General features: G+C 41.6%; 19 protein-coding genes, 1 tRNA gene and 1 other RNA gene. 19 read left to right on the top strand and 2 right to left on the bottom strand.

Going from position 1 to position 19,401, the window contains the following annotated elements:
• The first annotated feature begins 17 nt into the window (after positions 1 to 17).
• From ADH27_RS10350 to whiA, 5 genes are all read left to right on the top strand, one after another.
• Entirely contained in the window at positions 18 to 179 is a 162-nt protein-coding gene (locus ADH27_RS10350; RefSeq protein WP_048717230.1) for a hypothetical protein, read from the top strand.
• A gap of 16 nt (positions 180 to 195) precedes the next feature.
• Positions 196 to 573: a RidA family protein gene (locus ADH27_RS08045; RefSeq protein ID WP_048717231.1), complete on the top strand. Its 378-nt coding sequence runs from the start codon at positions 196 to 198 to the stop codon at positions 571 to 573.
• Positions 574 to 684: 111 nt separating this feature from the next.
• Positions 685 to 1,581: an RNase adapter RapZ gene (rapZ, locus tag ADH27_RS08050; RefSeq protein ID WP_048717232.1), complete on the top strand. Its 897-nt coding sequence runs from the start codon at positions 685 to 687 to the stop codon at positions 1,579 to 1,581.
• The gene (locus tag ADH27_RS08055; RefSeq protein WP_048717234.1) at positions 1,578 to 2,555 is read left to right on the top strand and encodes a YvcK family protein; all 978 of its coding nucleotides are present in this window, start codon (positions 1,578 to 1,580) and stop codon (positions 2,553 to 2,555) included. Before rapZ ends, ADH27_RS08055 begins: the two co-directional genes overlap by 4 nt.
• Positions 2,552 to 3,472, top strand: coding sequence for a DNA-binding protein WhiA (whiA, locus tag ADH27_RS08060; protein WP_048689373.1), 921 nt, complete (start codon positions 2,552 to 2,554; stop codon positions 3,470 to 3,472). Before ADH27_RS08055 ends, whiA begins: the two co-directional genes overlap by 4 nt.
• 37 nt (positions 3,473 to 3,509) lie before the next feature.
• Here the strand turns inward: whiA and ADH27_RS08065 are convergent, their stop codons facing one another.
• Positions 3,510 to 4,478, bottom strand: coding sequence for an NAD(P)/FAD-dependent oxidoreductase (locus tag ADH27_RS08065; RefSeq protein ID WP_048717235.1), 969 nt, complete (start codon positions 4,476 to 4,478; stop codon positions 3,510 to 3,512).
• Between the two features lie 205 nt (positions 4,479 to 4,683).
• Here ADH27_RS08065 and gla point away from each other — a divergent pair, with 205 nt between their 5' ends.
• The 3 genes from gla (at position 4,684) to rpsU (ending at position 6,264) form a co-directional block, all read left to right on the top strand.
• Entirely contained in the window at positions 4,684 to 5,553 is an 870-nt protein-coding gene (gla, locus tag ADH27_RS08070; protein ID WP_048717236.1) for an aquaglyceroporin Gla, read from the top strand.
• Between the two features lie 79 nt (positions 5,554 to 5,632).
• Positions 5,633 to 5,944 carry a hypothetical protein gene (locus ADH27_RS08075; protein ID WP_048717237.1) on the top strand — a complete coding sequence of 104 codons (312 nt, stop codon included), beginning with the start codon at positions 5,633 to 5,635 and terminating at the stop codon, positions 5,942 to 5,944.
• 143 nt (positions 5,945 to 6,087) lie between these two features.
• The gene (gene rpsU / locus ADH27_RS08080; protein ID WP_000048054.1) at positions 6,088 to 6,264 is read left to right on the top strand and encodes a 30S ribosomal protein S21; all 177 of its coding nucleotides are present in this window, start codon (positions 6,088 to 6,090) and stop codon (positions 6,262 to 6,264) included.
• Positions 6,265 to 6,366: 102 nt separating this feature from the next.
• Here rpsU and mscL read toward each other — a convergent pair whose 3' ends face one another.
• Positions 6,367 to 6,747 carry a large conductance mechanosensitive channel protein MscL gene (mscL, locus tag ADH27_RS08085; protein ID WP_048717238.1) on the bottom strand — a complete coding sequence of 127 codons (381 nt, stop codon included), beginning with the start codon at positions 6,745 to 6,747 and terminating at the stop codon, positions 6,367 to 6,369.
• 238 nt (positions 6,748 to 6,985) lie between these two features.
• On the opposite strand from mscL, the gene dnaG reads away from it, so the two are divergent.
• The 11 genes from dnaG to lepB all read left to right on the top strand — a co-directional run bounded on the left by dnaG (position 6,986) and on the right by lepB (position 19,339).
• Complete coding sequence (gene dnaG, locus ADH27_RS08090; RefSeq protein WP_048717240.1) at positions 6,986 to 8,773, top strand: DNA primase; 1,788 nt, start codon at positions 6,986 to 6,988, stop codon at positions 8,771 to 8,773.
• Positions 8,774 to 8,775: 2 nt separating this feature from the next.
• Positions 8,776 to 9,888, top strand: coding sequence for an RNA polymerase sigma factor RpoD (rpoD, locus tag ADH27_RS08095; protein WP_048689399.1), 1,113 nt, complete (start codon positions 8,776 to 8,778; stop codon positions 9,886 to 9,888).
• A gap of 198 nt (positions 9,889 to 10,086) precedes the next feature.
• Complete coding sequence (locus ADH27_RS08100; RefSeq protein ID WP_006596590.1) at positions 10,087 to 10,416, top strand: metal-sulfur cluster assembly factor; 330 nt, start codon at positions 10,087 to 10,089, stop codon at positions 10,414 to 10,416.
• Positions 10,417 to 10,572: 156 nt separating this feature from the next.
• Positions 10,573 to 11,280 carry an ABC transporter ATP-binding protein gene (locus ADH27_RS08105; RefSeq protein WP_006596589.1) on the top strand — a complete coding sequence of 236 codons (708 nt, stop codon included), beginning with the start codon at positions 10,573 to 10,575 and terminating at the stop codon, positions 11,278 to 11,280.
• 9 nt (positions 11,281 to 11,289) lie between these two features.
• Complete coding sequence (locus ADH27_RS08110) at positions 11,290 to 12,090, top strand: hypothetical protein (RefSeq protein WP_048717241.1); 801 nt, start codon at positions 11,290 to 11,292, stop codon at positions 12,088 to 12,090.
• Between the two features lie 76 nt (positions 12,091 to 12,166).
• Positions 12,167 to 12,514: a transfer-messenger RNA gene (gene ssrA / locus ADH27_RS09750) on the top strand.
• Between the two features lie 132 nt (positions 12,515 to 12,646).
• Positions 12,647 to 12,734 (top strand) — tRNA-Ser (locus tag ADH27_RS08115).
• 129 nt (positions 12,735 to 12,863) lie between these two features.
• Positions 12,864 to 15,965, top strand: a complete 3,102-nt coding sequence (locus tag ADH27_RS08120; RefSeq protein WP_048717242.1) for a DNA polymerase III subunit alpha — start codon at positions 12,864 to 12,866, stop codon at positions 15,963 to 15,965.
• Between the two features lie 84 nt (positions 15,966 to 16,049).
• Positions 16,050 to 17,063, top strand: coding sequence for a 6-phosphofructokinase (pfkA, locus tag ADH27_RS08125; RefSeq protein WP_048689104.1), 1,014 nt, complete (start codon positions 16,050 to 16,052; stop codon positions 17,061 to 17,063).
• A gap of 60 nt (positions 17,064 to 17,123) precedes the next feature.
• Positions 17,124 to 18,629, top strand: coding sequence for a pyruvate kinase (gene pyk, locus ADH27_RS08130; RefSeq protein ID WP_048717244.1), 1,506 nt, complete (start codon positions 17,124 to 17,126; stop codon positions 18,627 to 18,629).
• 152 nt (positions 18,630 to 18,781) lie between these two features.
• Positions 18,782 to 19,339 carry a signal peptidase I gene (gene lepB, locus ADH27_RS08135; protein ID WP_048717245.1) on the top strand — a complete coding sequence of 186 codons (558 nt, stop codon included), beginning with the start codon at positions 18,782 to 18,784 and terminating at the stop codon, positions 19,337 to 19,339.
• Positions 19,340 to 19,401 lie beyond the last annotated feature (62 nt).

Below are 19,401 nucleotides of genomic sequence, written 5' to 3' on the forward strand. Positions count from 1 at the left end.
GTAAAGAGGAGAAGAAGATGGGAGATAAACCTATATCCTTTCGTGATAAAGATGGAAATTTTGTCTCTGCTGCAGACGTTTGGAATGCAGAAAAATTGGAAGAACTCTTTAATAAGCTGAATCCCAACCGTAAGTTACGGTTAGAACGGGAAAAATTAGCAACATCCAGTGAAAATTAGGAATCAGGAGAAAAAAATGGCAAAAACAATTCACACAGACAAAGCACCAGTAGCAATTGGACCTTATGTTCAAGGAAAAATTGTGGGCAATCTCTTATTTGCAAGTGGGCAAGTTCCGCTTTCACCAGAAACAGGTGAAATTGTTGGAGAAACCATCCAAGAACAAACCCAACAAGTGTTGAAAAATATTGCTGCTATCCTTGAGGAAGCTGGAACGGACTTTGATCACGTGGTTAAAACAACCTGTTTCTTAAGTGATATGAATGATTTTGTACCTTTTAACGAGGTCTACAAAACAGCATTTTCAAGTGAATTTCCAGCACGTTCTGCAGTAGAAGTGGCTCGCTTGCCACGCGACGTCAAAGTAGAAATTGAAGTCATTGCAGAAGTATAGTCTGAATAGAGGAATGCATTCGGGAAATAAGAATGCTGGAGTGAGAGCCATCGACTGACCAACTGGAAAGATGATGGTCTCCTCCTTTTTTGTAAGGAAAAGGTGATTAGGATGACAGATACAGAAAAAACAATTCAACTGGTCATTGTGACAGGAATGAGTGGTGCAGGAAAGACTGTAGCCATTCAATCCTTTGAAGATATGGGCTATTTCACCATCGACAATATGCCACCAGCTCTCTTGCCGAAATTTATTGAGCTGATTCAATTGTCGATGGACAACAATAAGTTGGCTCTCGTTGTGGATATGCGGAGCCGGTCTTTCTTCGCAGAAATTCGCTCCATTTTGGACGAATTAGAGAACCACGAAGGAATTGATTTTAAAATTCTCTTTTTGGATGCGACCGATAGTGAATTGGTTGCGCGCTATAAAGAGACTCGTCGGAGTCACCCACTCGCAGCTGATGGGCGTGTCTTGGATGGGATTACGTTGGAACGGGAACTTTTGGCTCCGCTAAAAAACATGAGCCAAAATGTCATTGATACGACGGAATTAACTCCTCGTAATCTTCGAAAAGTGATTGCTGAACAGTTCTCTAGACAAGATAGTCAGCCTGAGTTTCGGATTGAAGTCATGTCCTTTGGCTTTAAGTATGGTTTGCCTTTAGATGCGGACTTGGTTTTTGATGTTCGTTTCCTACCGAATCCTTATTACAAACCAGAGCTACGGAATCAAACGGGCTTGGATGATGATGTCTATAACTATGTCATGGACCATCAAGAATCAGAGGAGTTTTATCGCCATCTCTACGATTTGATTGCTCCTATCTTGCCTGCATACAAGCGAGAAGGGAAATCTGTTTTGACGATTGCAGTGGGCTGTACAGGTGGTCAACACCGTTCAGTAGCCTTTGCAGCTCGTCTTGGACGGGATCTAGCGAAAGATTGGACGGTGAATATGAGTCATCGCGACAAAGACCGACGGAAAGAAACGGTGAATCGTTCATGAGAAAACCAAAGATGACCGTCATCGGAGGCGGTACAGGAATTTCCGTCATTTTGGACAGCCTTCGAAAAAAAGATGTTGAAATTACAGCCATTGTAACAGTAGCGGATGATGGTGGTAGTTCTGGAGAACTTCGAAAAAATATTCATCAATTGACACCACCGGGTGACTTGCGAAATGTGCTAGTAGCCATGTCAGACATGCCTCGTTTTTATGAAAAAGTCTTTCAATATCGTTTTGCGGAAGACGATGGACCACTAGCTGGGCACCCTCTAGGGAATTTGATTATTGCCGGTATTTCTGAAATGCAGGGATCGACCTATAATGCCATGCAATTACTGACCAAGTTTTTCCATACGACAGGAAAAATCTATCCTTCTAGTGATACACCATTAACTCTTCATGCCGTCTTTATGGATGGGTCAGAGGTGGCTGGTGAGAGTGAAATCGCCCATCATGAGGGCATGATTGATTATGTTTATGTCACCAATACCTATAACGATGAGACGCCAAAAGCAAGTCGAAAAGTAGTAGATGCGATTTTAGAAAGTGATATGGTGATTTTAGGACCTGGTTCCCTCTTTACATCGATCCTTCCCAATCTAGTGATCGAAGAAATTGGTCAGGCCTTGCTTGAAACAAAAGCAGAGGTCGCTTATGTCTGCAATATCATGACCCAACGTGGGGAGACAGAACACTTTACCGATAGTGACCATGTTTCCGTCCTTCATAAACACTTGAAGAAGCCGTTTATTGATACTGTTTTGGTCAATATTGAAAAAGTCCCTCAAGAATATATGGACACGAATCGCTTTGATGAATACCTGGTTCAAGTAGAACACGATTTTGCAGGTCTAAAATCGCAGGTTCCCCGAGTTATTTCAAGCAATTTCCTTCGCTTGGAAAACGGCGGCGCCTTCCATGATGGAGGAGCTGTGGTAAATGAGTTGATGCAAATCGTACAGGTGATTAAATGAGTTTTACCATTAAAGTAAAAGAAGAGCTCTTGACCCTTCACCGCTTTGAGAAAAGTGAGTTGTCTGCTCTGATTAAGATGTCAGGTAGTTTGGGTCTGAGTATGGGGGGCTTAAGCTTGTCTCTGACCACGGAGAATGCTAAGATTGCCCGCCATATCTACGAATTGATTGTAGAGTTTTATCAGGTCAAATCGGACATTCGTCACCACCAAAAAACCAATTTGAAAAAGAATCGCGTTTATACCGTTTCTATCGATGAAAAGGTCGAAGAGATTCTTGCAGACCTGCACTTAGCAGATTCTTTCTTTGGTATAGAGACTGGGATTGACCCAAGAATTTTAGAAGAAGATGAAGCGAGTCGAGCTTATCTGAGAGGCGCATTCCTAGCAAGTGGGACCATCAAGGATCCGGAGTCTGGCCGCTATCAATTAGAAATTAGCTCTGTTTATTCCGACCATGCCCAGGACTTGGCCAACCTCATGCAACACTTTTTGTTAGATGCTAAGACCATCGAACGCAAAAAAGGAGTCGTTACCTATTTGCAGAGGGCAGAGGATATTATTGATTTCCTTATCTTGGTAGAAGCCAAGCAGGCTTTGGAAGAATTTGAGTCTGTCAAGGTCATGCGAGAAGCGCGCAATGATCTCAATCGAGCCAATAATGCTGAAATGGCCAATATTGCGCGGACGGTCACAGCTAGTATGAAGACCATTAACAATATCGTCAAAATCATGGATACCATTGGATTAGGTGGCCTTCCGGTCGAGCTTCAGGAAGTTGCCTATGTTCGAATCCAGAATCCCGACTATTCCATCCAGCAAATTGCGGATGCCCTGAAAACTCCCTTAACCAAAAGTGGCGTCAATCATCGCTTGCGAAAAATCAATAAGATAGCAGACGAGCTAGATGAACTATAAGAAAAAACCTTTGAATCATTGATTCAAAGGTTTTTTCTTACAAACTAGTCGAATGGACTGGTTGAACTTTTTTATCTGGATATATGTAATTAATGGCGTTATTTACTGCAGTAGGAGCTTCGCCCAGACCAGTAGCAATTAAGTCGATCTTTCCTTCGTAGAAGCAACAGTCGCCACAAGCGTAAATGCCTTCTTGGCTGGTTTCTTGTTTGCGGTTCACGAGGATTTTGTGGCGTTGGAGGTCCAAGCCCCATTCTTTCAATTTCCCAACAGATGATTTAAAGCCATAATTGACAAAGAGTTCATCGATGGGGACTAATTGGGTTTCATCTGATTTAACCTTGGTAATTTCCAGATGGCTAGCACGGCCATTTTCTCCGATTAAACGGCTAGGAACATAAGGAGTTTGAATAGAGACAGAAGAAGCCTTCAATTCTTCAACGCTGTGTTCGAGTGCGCGGAAATTATCACGACGATGGACCAGAGTTGTCGGTGCGATTTTTTCAAAGGCTAGGGCCCAATCGACTGCTGAATCTCCTCCTCCTAGAATTGCAACTTGTTTGCCGGCATATTGTTGGATATTTGAAACATGGTAGTGAACATTTTCGAATTCCTCAGCCCCATCCACTTCTAAAGGACGAGGTTTAAAGGCACCACCACCCATCGCAATAATGACAGCACGACTGAAATGCTGGCCTTTATTGGTTTCAATGAGGAAGTGATCCTCGTTTTTATGAATGTCCAAAACTGTTTCATTCAAACAAATGTCGGTATCGAATGTTTCTAATTGATCGATCAACCGTTGGGACAATTCCTCTCCAGTTAGGTTCGTAAAACCAGGGACATCCAGGATTCGTTTTTCAGGATAGAGAATAGCAGGTTGACCACCTAATTGAGGAAGGGAATCAATCAATTTCACTTTTACTTGACGCATATGGCCATAGAAGGCAGCAAAAAGCCCAACAGGGCCACCACCAATAATGGTAATGTCATAGATTTCAGACATGAGATCTCCTTTGTGATGTGTAACTAGTCCTATTGTATCATAATTCGGGGATAAATAGAAAGTGTAGGAAGTACAAGGATAGAAAAGGATGAATCAGGGGATTGAGATATATTTTTTAAAAATAATGTTCGGTTTATTTACAAGTCCTCAATAATCTGTTAGAATAAATTATTATTATTTTTATTTATAAGGAGATTATTCAAAAATGCAATTTGATTTTTGGGTTAAAGTTGCGACCGAATTTATTGCAACAGCTTTCTTGATTATTTTAGGAAATGGTGCTGTTGCAAACGTTGAATTGAAGGGTACCAAGGGGCATCAAAGTGGATGGCTTGTGATTGCAATCGGGTACGGAATGGGTGTTATGATTCCAGCTTTGATGTTTGGTAACGTTTCTGGTAACCACATTAACCCTGCCTTCACGATTGGTCTTGCAGTGAGCGGACTCTTCCCATGGGAAAATGTTATATACTACGTCGTTGCTCAAATTCTTGGAGCCATGTTTGGACAATTGGTTGTCGTTGCGACTCACCGTCCTTACTACCTTCAAACGGAGAATCCAAACAATATCTTGGGAACATTCTCAACGATTTCTAGCTTGGATAAAGGAACTCCAGAATCACGTAAAGCGGCAACCATCAACGGTTTCGTCAACGAGTTTGCTGGATCATTCGTTCTTTTCTTCGGTGCACTTGGTTTAACAAAACACTTCTTCGGTGCAGAGATTGTTGGCTTAGCTCAAAGAGCTGCTACTGAGCAAGGTGGAATTTTTGATGCAAATTCAACAGCAGCAAAATTGGCCTTGGCTCAAGCAAATGCTCCTGGTTTAGGAGTGGCTCACTTGGCGCTTGGATTCCTCGTTATGGCTTTGGTGACTTCACTTGGTGGTCCTACAGGACCTGGTTTGAACCCTGCCCGTGACCTTGGTCCACGTTTGCTTCACGCCTTCCTTCCAAAATCTGTCCTAGGAGAACACAAGGGAGATTCAAAATGGTGGTATGCTTGGGTACCAGTTGTAGCACCAATCTTGGCAGCTATCGTTGCTATTGCTCTCTTTAGCTACCTTTATAAGTAAGACCAGAACACTTTTCGTAGCACTACGGAAAGTGTTTTTATCTTTTGCAGAGTAAATCGTTTTTATAAAAGGAGTAGGGATGAAAGAAAGGAATCTGATAGAAGATAATAGAAGAGCGGATCATTTGAGTTTTTTATATTATTTGCATGAGGAGAAGGATTTTCGTGTGGAAGCACTCGAGGATTTATGTCGGTATCTAGAAAGGCTGGAATCAGTCAGTATCGAACAGCTGAAAGATGTGCGCTGGATAGAAAATCAAATTTTGCGCCATCTGGTCTATCATTTTGATCCAAATGATCTAAGTAGAATTCGCAATCTCCCAACGAATTACTGGGAGGAATTGGAAGAATTCGAACAAGCAGTGTCAAGGATTTATGATCGTTATGAATAAAAGGATTTTACCAAAACTGAAATTCAAGACTAGTTTTGAAGCTAAGATGATGGTGAGAAACGAATTCCTTTAACTTTTTCTTGACAATCTTTAGAATTCCGTGTAGAATAGAGTAGATCTTGAACTTGAAGGGAGTGAAAAACATGTCAAAAACAGTAGTACGTAAGAATGAATCTCTTGACGATGCTCTTCGTCGTTTCAAACGCGCGGTTACTAAAGCTGGTACTCTTCAAGAAACACGCAAACGTGAATTCTATGAAAAACCTTCTGTAAAACGTAAACGTAAATCAGAAGCAGCTCGTAAACGTAAAAAATTCTAATTGAATACAAGAACAGACTTCGGTCTGTTTTTTGTTTCTCTAGAAAAATTGAAGACAAAAAAAGCCGACCTTCTAGCTAGAAGATCGGATCTTTTTATCTGATTATTTGTTTGCAAGCAAGTCGCGGATTTCAGTAAGCAACTCTTCTTGAGTTGGAGCAGCAGCTTCTTCTTCAGTAGCTTCTTCTTTTTTACCGAAGTTTTGTGCTTTTTCAGCAGCTTTCACTACGAAGAAAAGAACAGTACCGATAACAAGGAAGTTGATTACAGCGCTCAAGAAGCTACCGTATGCAACACCGTTCCAAGTCAATTCAGCGATCTTTTCAACACCAGCAGCTTTCAAAGCTGGGTTCAAAATAAGCGGAGTAATAACGTCGTTTACAAATGATGTAACGATAGCTCCAAATGCAGCCCCGATAATCACAGCAACAGCAAGGTCAACAACGTTTCCACGAAGGAGGAAAGCTTTCAATTCTTTTAACATATCCTAATATGTCCTTTCATAATAATTTTTTACAGAGGATAGTATAACTGAAATTTTTTTCGAATTCAATCATTATGCTCAAATTTTTTAAAAAAGTTGATTTAAGGAAAATGAAGGCTTTCAAATCTAGGGAAAAATGTGGAAAAATCAGGTGAAAATCAATGCGGATGATTTACAATTGACAAAAATTAGTTTAAAATAGTTAATGATATTCTATGGTAAAATGGAGGCACTGTTTATGGTTGACAAACAACTGATTTCGGAAATTAAAAACAGTGTGAATATTGTAGATGTAATCGGAGAAGTCGTTCAATTGACAAAGGCAGGACGAAACTTTTTGGGTCTCTGCCCTTTTCATGGTGAAAAGACGCCTTCTTTTAATGTGGTCGAGGATAAACAATTCTATCATTGTTTTGGTTGTGGCCGCTCAGGCGATGTTTTTAAGTTTATCGAAGACTATCGTGGTGTCTCCTTCATGGAAGCTGTTCAAATTGTCGGAGATCAGGTGGGCATTCGTGTCCAGTCTCTTCCTCCATCTCAGTCTAGGCCCCAACAAGCAGATGGGAAACAGCCCTTTTATGAGATCCATCAAGAGGCTACCAAGTTCTATCATGCCATCCTGATGACGACAAAGATGGGTGAAGAGGCTCGGCAATACTTGTATGATCGAGGACTTGACGATGAGGTCCTTCGGCATTTTCAAATCGGGCTAGCACCAGCAGAAGGGAATTATCTGTATCAGAGTGTTTCTGGAAAGTTTTCAGAAAATATTTTGGCCGACTCAGGTTTATTTCATATTAGTGATATGGGGACCATGTATGATGCATTTCAAGATCGCATCATGTTTCCCTTATCGGATGATACTGGGCGAGTCATTGCCTTTTCTGGTCGACTCTGGCGTGAACCAGCTGAGGGAGCAAAGCCTCAGGGGAAATACAAGAACAGTCGCAGTACGCTCCTTTTTAACAAGAGTTATGAGCTCTATCATTTGGACAAGGCCAAGCAGGTCGCTAAGAAGAAGCATGAGCTTTATCTGATGGAAGGATTCATGGATGTCATCGCAGCCTACCGAGCTGGGATTGAGAATGCCGTTGCTTCCATGGGTACAGCCCTCACGCAGGAACATGTGGCCCATCTGAGCAAATTTACCAAAAAGGTTATCTTGGCCTATGATGGGGATAAGGCGGGAAGGCTAGCGACAGCAAAGGCCTTGGAGGTCCTGGAAAAACAGGAGGTAGAGGTCGTCCAGATTCCTGATCAGATGGACCCAGACGAGTATCTTAATAAGAATTCTCCTCAAGCTTTGGCGGACTTATTAGAAAAAACACGTCTCAGTCGGGTAGAGTTTCTCATGGATTATTGGAAGCCAGACAATATTGAAAATTTGCAGGCGCAGATTGAATTTGTCGAAAAAATGGCTCCTTTAATAGCTCAGACGCCATCTGTAACGGCACAAAACACCTACATTTATAAATTAGCCGATCTCTTGGTCGACTTTGATTATTTGCAGGTAGAACAGACGGTTAATGCTAGTCGACTTCAGATGCGTAGCCAGCGTCAGGAGCAAGGGAAAATTCAGACACAGGCTCCACTTGCTAGTCCAACTGTCGTGCAAAAACAACTGCCTCGCCTGGTTCGGGCTGAGAATCATCTCCTTCATCGGATGAAGGATTTTCCTTATGTTTTGAATGAATATCGTCTTCGAACAGATTTTTCATTTGATACCCCTGCCTTGCAAACCTTGTACCAACTTCTTTGTCAAAATGGAGAAGTGACATCGCAAGATTTGTCAGAGCAGACAGAGGAAGTGCAACGGGCCTGGTATCTGATGCTAGAAGAAAATTTACCGGATGAAATAGCGGAGAATGAGTTGGAAGAAGTGGAAGAAACGAGAAATCGGGAGCTTCTTCGCAAAGAAAGTCAACAAATAGGAAAGAAAGTCCGAGAAGCCTCTCACAGTGGAGATGCGGATCAGGCTTTGTTGGAACTAGAGCGCTTAATCGCTCAAAAAAGAAGAATGGAGTAGGAATGGCGAAAGAACAAAAAGATATCACAACTTTAGATGTCCAAATTGCAGAGTTTATTCGTAGTCATAAAAAAAGTGGTACTGCAACAGATGATGAAATCAATGATCAATTGGTCATTCCTTTTACCTTGGATGCCGATGGGATTGATGATTTGTTGCAAAGGATTCAAGATGCTGGAATTTCCATCACAGATAAGGAAGGAAATCCAAGCGCGCGTGTCTTGAACAACGAAGAGGAAGAACCAGAGTTGACGGATGAGGAATTGCTTGGAAGCAACTCTGCTAAAGTCAATGACCCAGTACGGATGTACTTGAAAGAAATTGGGGTCGTTCCTCTTTTAACTAATGAAGAAGAGCAAGAATTGGCCATCTTGGTGGAACAAGGTGATTTGGAAGCCAAGCAACGTTTGGCAGAAGCCAACCTTCGTTTGGTTGTTTCTATTGCGAAGCGCTATGTTGGTCGTGGGATGCAATTCTTGGATTTGATCCAAGAAGGAAATATGGGCTTGATGAAGGCCGTTGATAAGTTTGACTATACCAAAGGGTTCAAGTTCTCTACCTATGCGACTTGGTGGATCCGTCAGGCCATCACTCGTGCTATTGCAGACCAAGCCCGTACTATTCGAATTCCTGTACACATGGTGGAAACCATCAACAAGTTGGTTCGTGAACAACGCAATCTTTTGCAAGAATTGGGACAAGATCCAACACCAGAACAAATCGCTGAACGCATGGATATGACGCCAGACAAGGTGCGTGAAATCTTGAAAATTGCCCAAGAGCCTGTTTCTTTGGAAACACCAATCGGGGAAGAAGATGATAGCCATTTGGGAGATTTCATCGAAGACGAAGTGATTGAAAATCCAGTAGACTACACCACTCGAGTGGTTCTACGCGAACAGTTGGATGAAGTCCTCGATACTCTGACAGATCGGGAAGAAAACGTGCTTCGTCTCCGTTTCGGTTTGGACGATGGAAAAATGCGGACCTTGGAAGATGTGGGGAAAGTCTTCAACGTGACCCGTGAACGGATCCGTCAGATTGAAGCCAAAGCCCTCCGCAAACTCCGCCACCCAAGCAGAAGCAAACCATTACGTGACTTTATAGAGGATTAAAAAGATCCTGTGGATCTTTTTAACCCGAGCCCAGAAATTCGGAAGCGAGGAAGGTCCAGTGGACATTTTTAACGGTTGCCTAGAAATGGAAAAGCAACCTAGGTTCGGGTGCCCTTTTCTAGCGCCCTTTGAATCTAGGGCTTGCTGTAAATAAAAATATTCTTCATGGGGATGAACCGTGTGAAGAAGGAGTAAAGAATGAGTTATACGACAGAAGAAATCGAACAAATTAAAAACCGTATTCTTGAAAATCTAGAGCAGGTCATCGATCCTGAATTAGGTATTGATATTGTCAACCTTGGTTTGGTCTACGAAATTCGGTTTGATGGTGAAACTGGTGAAACAGAAATCGATATGACCCTAACCACCATGGGTTGCCCATTGGCAGACTTGCTGACGGATCAGATTTATGATGCCTTAACGGGAATGGAAGAAGTGACCAAGGTCGATGTGAAACTGGTCTGGTATCCAGCTTGGACTGTTGAGAAGATGAGCCGCTATGCGCGGATTGCATTGGGAATTAAATAAAATTGTTTTAAAGGAGGGGCAGATGTTCCTCTTTTTTTAGTGAAGATGGTTTGGATGTCAAATAGTACGAACATTCTACCTTCTTTTACGATTATATCTTGCAATCACTTCTTAGTAAGGTTATAATAGAATCATTATTAAATTAAGGAGAAGATTATGAATCAGTACCCTTTGGTCTACTTAGACCATGTTCAAAAAGTGTATGGTAAACATATTGCCTTAGGTGATGTGAGTGTCAATATTCAACCGGGTCGTATCATTGGTTTGTTAGGACCAAACGGAAGTGGGAAAACTACCATTATTAAATTAGTGAATGGGCTCTTGCAACCAACTTCTGGTAATGTCTACATCCATGGCCAAGTACCTTCTGCAAAAACCAAACAAGTCGTTTCTTATTTGCCAGATACAACGTATTTGGATGAGAATATGAAAATTTCAGAAACCCTTCGTTTCTTCCAAGACTTCTATAAGGATTTCAATGCTCAACGTGCTTATCAACTGTTGAATGATTTACACTTGCACCCAGAGCAAAAATTGAAACAACTCTCTAAAGGGAATAAGGAAAAAGTTCAATTAATTTTGGTCATGAGCCGTGAAGCGGATTTGTACATTCTTGATGAACCTATTGGTGGAGTGGATCCTGCTGCGCGTGATTACATTCTTAGAACCATCATTCAAAATCGTCGTCCAAACTCATCAGTATTGATTTCAACCCACTTGATTGCGGACGTTGAACAAGTCTTGGATGAAGCGCTCTTTATCAATCAAGGACGTATTCTGTTGCATGAAAACACAACTGTTCTTCGCAACCAATACGGTAAATCGATTGATGAGATCTTCCGTGAACAATTTAGAATGTATTAGGAGGTTCTTATGTTTGGGAAATTAATGAAATATGAATTAAAAGCAACCTATAAGTGGTATCTCATTATTTCGGGTGTGCTTGCTATTCTCTCCATTTTTGCTGGTTTATTAGCTTCTAGTGTTATAACTGGGGCAGCGACTTATACAGCAGATACAACTTATACAATTGTGGGAATTATTGTCCTGGTTATTTTTGCAGGTTACATTGGCTTGACCTTGACCAACTATATTATTATTATTCGTCGTTTTTATAACAATATTTTTGGTCGTGAAGGTTATTTGACCTGGACATTGCCAACTGGATCTCATACTGTTTTACTTGTAAAAGTAACATCTGCTTTGATCTGGAGTATTTTCTGTTTTATTAGCTTGATTCTTTCTTTGCTTATTTTCTTAGGAGTGATCGGTCTTGCTCAACAACAGAATATCTTTGATGTGCTTGGTCCAGTGTTCGAACATATTGGGTCATCTCTTATTTGGCAAAGCTTGCTATTTCAAGTGTTAGCGACTATTTCAGGTATTTTAATGCTCTACTGTGCCATCTCACTGGGTCAGCTCTTCATTAACAATCGTATCGTGATGGCCTTCGTCTTTGGATTTATCCTTTGGGTTGTACTCAGTATCATTGGAAGATTGTTCCCTTCTATATCTATTTCAGAACTTTCAAGAACTGCAACTATGTCTTCTGATACCCTTAGTGATATCTTGGTTGTTAACTTTATTCCAGCCTATATCTATGAGCTAGTAAAAATTGTAGCTATGTACTTTACCGTTCATTATGTAACAAAATTCAAATTGAACTTGCAATAAGAATGAAAGAGGAAGGAATTCCTCTTTTTCTTTTGCCATTTTACCCAAAAAATGATACACTGGAGTATATCATTTTGGGGTCGTTACGGATTCGACAGGCATTATGAGGCATATTTTGCAACTCGTGTGGCGACGTAAACGCTCAGTTAAATATAACTGCAAAAAATAACACTTCTTACGCTCTAGCTGCCTAAAAACCAGCAGGCGTGACCCGATTCGGATTGCTCGTGTCTGATGACAGGTCTTAATTATAGCGAGATACGATCAAACTTTGTCTAGCAGTTTGATAAGAGATTAATAGACTCGCAGTTCCTAGGCTTGAGTTATGTGTCGAGGAGCTGTTAAAGCAATACATAACCTATGGTTGTAGACAAATATGTTGGCAGATGTTTGGACGTGGGTTCGACTCCCACCGGCTCCATTTTTATATATGCAAACGACAAATCCTTGTCGTTTTTTATTTCTTTAAAATCTATCAAGCAATGATATCTTGTGAGCGATTCCTAAATTTTTTGTTGACAGGAGGAGCGCTTTTCCGTATAATGGATACTAGTTTGGAAGATTACTCAAGAGGCTTAAGAGGCCGTGTTGGAAACGCGGTAGGCGTGTAACAGCGTGCGTGGGTTCGAATCCCATGTCTTCCGTTAGAGAAAGGAAAGCAGATCAGTTGATCTGTTTTTTTTTGTTAGGCAGGATTGGCAATGGGTAAGAGTGTCTTCTTTGGCGGATTTCCTGTATAATAGAAGGAAAGAACGGACGAAAAGGAGTGCAAGGTGATTACACAACTGGACACAAAATCGGTTTATACCTTTATGGACAGTTTAGTCTCTATTCGAGACTATATTCAGCGTGCCAAAGAAATGGGTTACCAACAAATTGGTCTCATGGATATAGATAATTTATATGGGGCCTACGAGTTTTTAGAAGAGTGCCAAAAAGCTGGTATCGGTGCTGTCCTAGGTCTTGATTTGGAAGTCGTGTTACCAGCGGGTCCTTTGTCTATCCGTTTGGTTGCATTAGGTAGCGTAGGTTATAAACATTTAATCAAGATTTCCAGCATGAAAATGATGGGGACAACTGACTGGTCGGCCTTTCAACACTTATTGGATGATCTAGCCATCATCATTCCCTATTTTGAAGGGATTGAGTATTTAGACTTGGGCCAAGACTTTGCGATTGGTGTCTTTCCAGATACTCCAGCGAAACAGTTTTCTCGTCCTGTTTTCCCCCTCCATACAGTCCGCTATTTTTCTACGAGTGATTTGGAGAGTCTTCAGATGCTCCATGCCATTCGGAACAATTGCAGTCTGAAAGAAGTGGGAGCTGTTGACACTTCTATGATGTTACTGCCACCAGAAAAGTTGGAGCGGGCCTTTGCTCATAATTATCCAGATAGTATTTCTTATCTAGAGAAGACCCTTGCGGCTGTTCATTATGAGATTGATACGCAATTGAAGCTTCCTCGCTTCAATCCAGAGAAACCTGCAGTCGAGGAATTACGTGAGTTGGCTGAGGAGGGCTTGAGAAGCAAGGGGCTGGACCAGACGGTTTACCAAGAGCGTTTGCGCCATGAATTAGCTGTCATCCATCAGATGGGCTTTGATGACTACTTCTTGATTGTCTGGGATTTATTACGGTTTGGACGAAGTCAAGGTTACTATATGGGGATGGGCCGTGGCTCAGCAGTTGGTAGTCTAGTAGCCTATGCCTTAGATATCACAGGGATTGATCCGGTTAAGAACAATCTCCTCTTTGAGCGTTTCTTGAACTTAGAGCGCTATACCATGCCAGATATTGATATTGATATTCCGGATGTCTATCGTCCCAAATTTATCCAGTATGTTAAAAATCGCTACCGCAGTCCTCATGTGGCTCAAATCGTGACCTTCTCAACTTTTGGAGCCAAACAAGCTATTCGAGATGTTTTTAAGAGATTTGGAACCCCAGAGTATGAGTTAACCAACCTCACCAAGCGGATTGGCTTACGGGATACCTTAGCTTCTGCTTATGAAAAGAATGTAGCTTTTCGCCAAGCCATCCAAAGTCGCCCAGAATACCGGAAGGGCTTTGAAATTGCGAAGAGGATTGAAGGGCAACCGCGTCAGACGTCGATTCATGCGGCAGGCGTCGTCATGAGTGGAGAAGACCTCACCAATCAAATCCCAATCAAGATGGGTGAGGAGATGAATCTGACCCAATATGATGCCCATGGTGTTGAGGCAAATGGTCTGCTCAAGATGGACTTCTTAGGACTCCGAAATTTGACCTTTGCTCAACGGATGCAGGAAGCAGTAAAGGAAAAATATCAAAAGGATATTAAAATCGAGGATATTCCTCTAGAAGATCCGGAAACGATTGCTTTGTTTGCTGCGGGAAATACCAAAGGGATCTTCCAGTTTGAGCAAGCGGGAGCTATTCGTTTGCTTAGAAGGGTTCAACCCAATTGTTTTGAGGAGATTGTCGCGACCACTTCCTTGAACCGGCCTGGGGCTAGTGACTATATTGATAATTTCGTCAAACGCAAGCATGGCAAAGAGAAGGTGGATATGATTGATCCTAGTTTGGAAGGCATTCTAGCACCAACTTATGGCATCATGCTCTATCAGGAGCAAGTCATGCAGGTGGCCCAGACATTTGCTGGCTTTAGTCTAGGAAAAGCCGATATCCTCAGACGGGCCATGGGGAAAAAGAACGCGGCAGAAATGCATCGGATGGAAGATGACTTTATCAAAGGTGCTGTCGCGCTTGGGCACAGTGCAGAAAAAGCCAAGCAAGTCTTTGCCATTATGGAAAAATTTGCTGGCTATGGCTTCAACCGTTCCCATGCCTATGCCTACTCGGCCTTGGCCTTCCAATTGGCTTACTTTAAAGTCCATTATCCAGATGTCTTCTTTGACATTATGCTCAACTACTCTAGTAGTGATTACTTGACCGATGCGCTGCAATTTGATTTCCAAGTAGCTCCTTTGACTATTAATACCATTCCTTATAAGGATAAGTTCCAAGATCAGAAGATTTATCTAGGAATGAAAAATATCAAAGGTCTTCCAAAAGATCTAGCCTATTGGATTATTGACCAACGCCCCTTTGAGAGCATTGAAGATTTTATCTTGCGCTTGCCTAGCCAATACCACAAACTTCCTCTTTTAACGCCACTGGTAGAATTAGGCTTGTTTGACTGCTTTGAAAAGAATCGCAGAAAAGTCCTTCAGAACCTTCCTAACCTATTTGTCTTTGCGGATGAATTGGGGAGTTTGTTTGGGGAAGCCAATTATTCCTGGATGGGTGCCGAGGATTATAGCAAGGCTGAGAAGTATGAAATGGAGCAGAGGGTCATTGGTGTCGGTCTTAGCCCACATCCTCTGGTGGAAATTGTAGCTGCAAGTAGCAAACCGACTCGACCGATCGCCTCTTTAAGCGAAGGAGAACAGGCCACTATCCTGGTTGAAGTTCAATCGATCCGGACCATCCGAACCAAAAATGGAGAAAATATGGCCTTTTTACAAGTTTCCGATCTCCAAAAGAAGATGGATGTCACTCTTTTTCCTGATACTTATCGCCACTATAGCTCAAAAATAAGAGAGAAGGGCTATTACTATCTCAAAGGAAAAGTGCAATCTAGAGATGATCGTCTTCAGATGGTTTTAATGGAAGCAGAAGAAGCCACCAATCAGCGTTTTTGGATTCAATTGTTTGATCACCAGGAGGACCGGGCAGTCTTAGATATTTTAAAAGCTTATCCAGGTCCTTATCCTGTCGTTATTCGCTATGAAGAGGAGAAAAAGACCATTCAATTAAAAGGAGTTTCCGTCCAGAAAAACGAGAAGTTAGAAAATGAGCTGGCAAGTATTGCTATGAAAACGATTTATCGATAAAATCTACGGAAAATAGGAGAAATTTGAGCCTCTTTGTGTTATAATCATTTAGAATGTAAAAGAAAAAAAGGAGCAAATATCGAAATGAAACGTATTGCTGTTTTAACCAGTGGAGGAGATGCCCCTGGAATGAATGCTGCTATCCGTGCAGTTGTTCGCCAAGCAATTTCTGAAGGAATGGAAGTATTTGGTATCTATAATGGATACGCTGGTATGGTTGCTGGTGATATCCATCAATTGGATGCTTCATCAGTTGGAGATATTATTTCTCGTGGTGGAACGATGCTTCATTCAGCTCGCTATCCTGAATTTGCTGAACGCGAAGGTCAATTAAAAGGGATCGAGCAGTTGAAGAAACATGGAATCGAAGGTGTTGTCGTTATCGGTGGTGATGGATCATACCACGGAGCGATGCGTTTGACTGAACATGGTTTCCCAGCTGTAGGACTTCCTGGAACAATTGATAATGATATCGTTGGTACAGATTTTACAATCGGGTTTGATACAGCAGTTACAACTGTTATGGACGCGATTGATAAGATCCGCGATACCTCATCTAGTCACCACCGTACTTTCGTTATCGAGGTAATGGGTCGTAATGCTGGGGATATCGCCCTTTGGTCTGGTATTGCTTCTGGTGCGGATGAAATTATCATTCCAGAAGAAGGCTTTGCTATCGAAGATGTCGTTGAGAGCATCAAGAAGGGCTACGAAAAAGGTCGTACACACAACATCATCGTTCTTGCTGAAGGTGTGATGTCTGCTGCTGAATTTGGTAAAGCCTTGAAAGATGCTGGAGATACAAGCGATCTTCGTGTAACAGAACTTGGACATATCCAACGTGGTGGTTCACCAACTGCGCGTGACCGTGTTCTTGCTTCACGTTTGGGTGCACATGCTGTTAAGTTATTGAAAGCTGGTATCGGTGGCGTAGCTGTTGGTATCCGCAATGAACAAATGGTGGAAAACCCAATTCTTGGTAGTGCAGAAGAAGGTGCCCTCTTTAGCTTAACTGAAGACGGTAAGATCAAAGTGAACAACCCTCACAAGGCTGACTTGAACCTTGCGGAGTTGAACCGTAGCTTATCTTCTATTTAATATTTATTTGTTAAAATTTGTCTAAAAAGACAGTGTATTTTAAAAGGAGTCATAGAAATCATGAACAAACGTGTAAAAATCGTTGCAACCTTAGGTCCTGCGGTAGAAATCCGTGGTGGTAAAAAATTTGGTGATGATGGATATTGGGGTGAAAAACTTGACGTTGAAGCTTCAGCACAAAACATTGCTAAATTGATCGAAGCTGGTGCCAACACTTTCCGTTTCAACTTCTCACACGGTGACCACCAAGAACAAGGTGATCGTATGGCAACAGTTAAACGTGCAGAAGAAATCGCTGGTAAAAAAGTTGGTTTCCTTCTTGATACAAAAGGTCCAGAAATCCGTACAGAGTTGTTCGAAGGCGATGCTAAAGAGTACTCTTATACAACTGGTGAAAAAATTCGCGTTGCGACTAAACAAGGTATCAAATCAACTCGTGAAGTGATTGCCTTGAACGTTGCTGGCGCACTTGACATCTACGATGATGTTGAAGTTGGTCGCCAAGTATTGATCGACGATGGTAAATTGGGTCTTCGTGTTGTAGAAAAAGACGATGCTACTCGTGAATTCATCGTTGAAGTTGAAAACGACGGTGTGATCGCTAAACAAAAAGGTGTCAACATCCCTAACACAAAAATTCCTTTCCCAGCTCTTGCTGAACGCGATAACGACGATATCCGTTTTGGTTTGGAACAAGGTATCAACTTCATCGCGATCTCATTCGTACGTACTGCAAAAGACGTGAACGAAGTTCGTGCTATCTGTGAAGAAACTGGTAACGGTCACGTTCAATTGTTCGCGAAAATCGAAAACCAACAAGGTATCGATAACTTGGATGAAATCATTGAAGCAGCTGATGGTATCATGATCGCTCGTGGTGACATGGGTATCGAAGTACCATTCGAAATGGTTCCAGTTTACCAAAAAATGATCATCACAAAAGTGAACGCTGCTGGTAAAGTTGTTATCACTGCAACAAACATGCTTGAAACAATGACTGAAAAACCACGTGCGACTCGTTCAGAAGTATCAGACGTATTTAACGCTGTTATCGACGGAACTGATGCTACAATGCTTTCAGGTGAGTCTGCAAATGGTAAATACCCACTTGAGTCTGTTCGCACAATGGCTACTATCGATAAGAACGCTCAAACTCTTCTTAACGAATACGGACGTTTGAACTCAGATTCATTCGAACGTAACTCTAAGACAGAAGTTATGGCTTCAGCTGTTAAAGACGCTACAAACTCAATGGACATCAAATTGGTTGTAACTTTGACTAAGACTGGTCACACTGCACGTTTGATTTCTAAATACCGTCCAAATGCTGATATCTTGGCATTGACATTCGATGAATTGACTGAACGTGGATTGATGTTGAACTGGGGTGTCATCCCAATGTTGACAGATGCTCCATCATCAACTGACGATATGTTCGAAATCGCAGAACGTAAAGCAGTAGAAGCAGGTCTTGTAAAATCTGGTGACGATATCGTAATCGTTGCAGGTGTGCCACTTGGTGAAGCTGTTCGTACAAATACAATGCGTATCCGTACAGTACGTTAATCTAACCAATAAACAAACCTTGTTCTCTAAGCGTAAAAGCTTGGAGGCAAGGTTTTTCTTTTTAGTGCAAGTTTCTGACAATTTGGGAATGTGGGCCTTTTTTATTGTCTAATAAAATGGTATAATGGGATGAACTGAAAGGGGGGATAGGAATGTCGAAAAGGGATTTGATTCGGAATATTATCATCATTGGAATATTGGGCTTGGTACTCATTACTTTGCGCCTATTTGTTTTTCAACCATTGTGGGTATCTGATCAAATGGCCAATGCCTCCGTTAAGAAAGATGATTTAGTATTAGCGACTAAAAAGGGGAAAATTGATCGAACAGACTTGGTCCTCTATCATGTAAAAGAGAAACAATATCTTGGACGTGTCATTGCGATAGAGAGCGATGAGGTCAGCTATGTGGATGATGTCTTTTATCTGAATGGTGTAGCTACAGCAGAGCCATATTTGGACAAGATGAAGACCAAACATTTGGCGGCACCAAGTGGTGATTATTTTACAAATGATTTTTTCTCTAGAGAATTTAAGGGAACCAAGGCTGGAAAAGTACCAAGTAATAGTTACTTAGTCCTAAATGATGATCGCAACAATACCAAAGACAGTCGTGAATTTGGTTATATTCAAGCAGATCAGATTGAAGGTGTTGTCGATTTCAGATTGTACCCCCTAAATAAATTTGGTTTTATTAAAGAAGAAGAATAGTCCGGAAGGGCTATTTTTTCTTACAAAAAAACTACTGCAGAAATGAATTGCAGTAGCTTTTT

The organism is Streptococcus sp. 343_SSPC, from assembly GCF_001072385.1.
In the GTDB taxonomy this organism is placed as follows: Bacteria; Bacillota; Bacilli; order Lactobacillales; family Streptococcaceae; genus Streptococcus.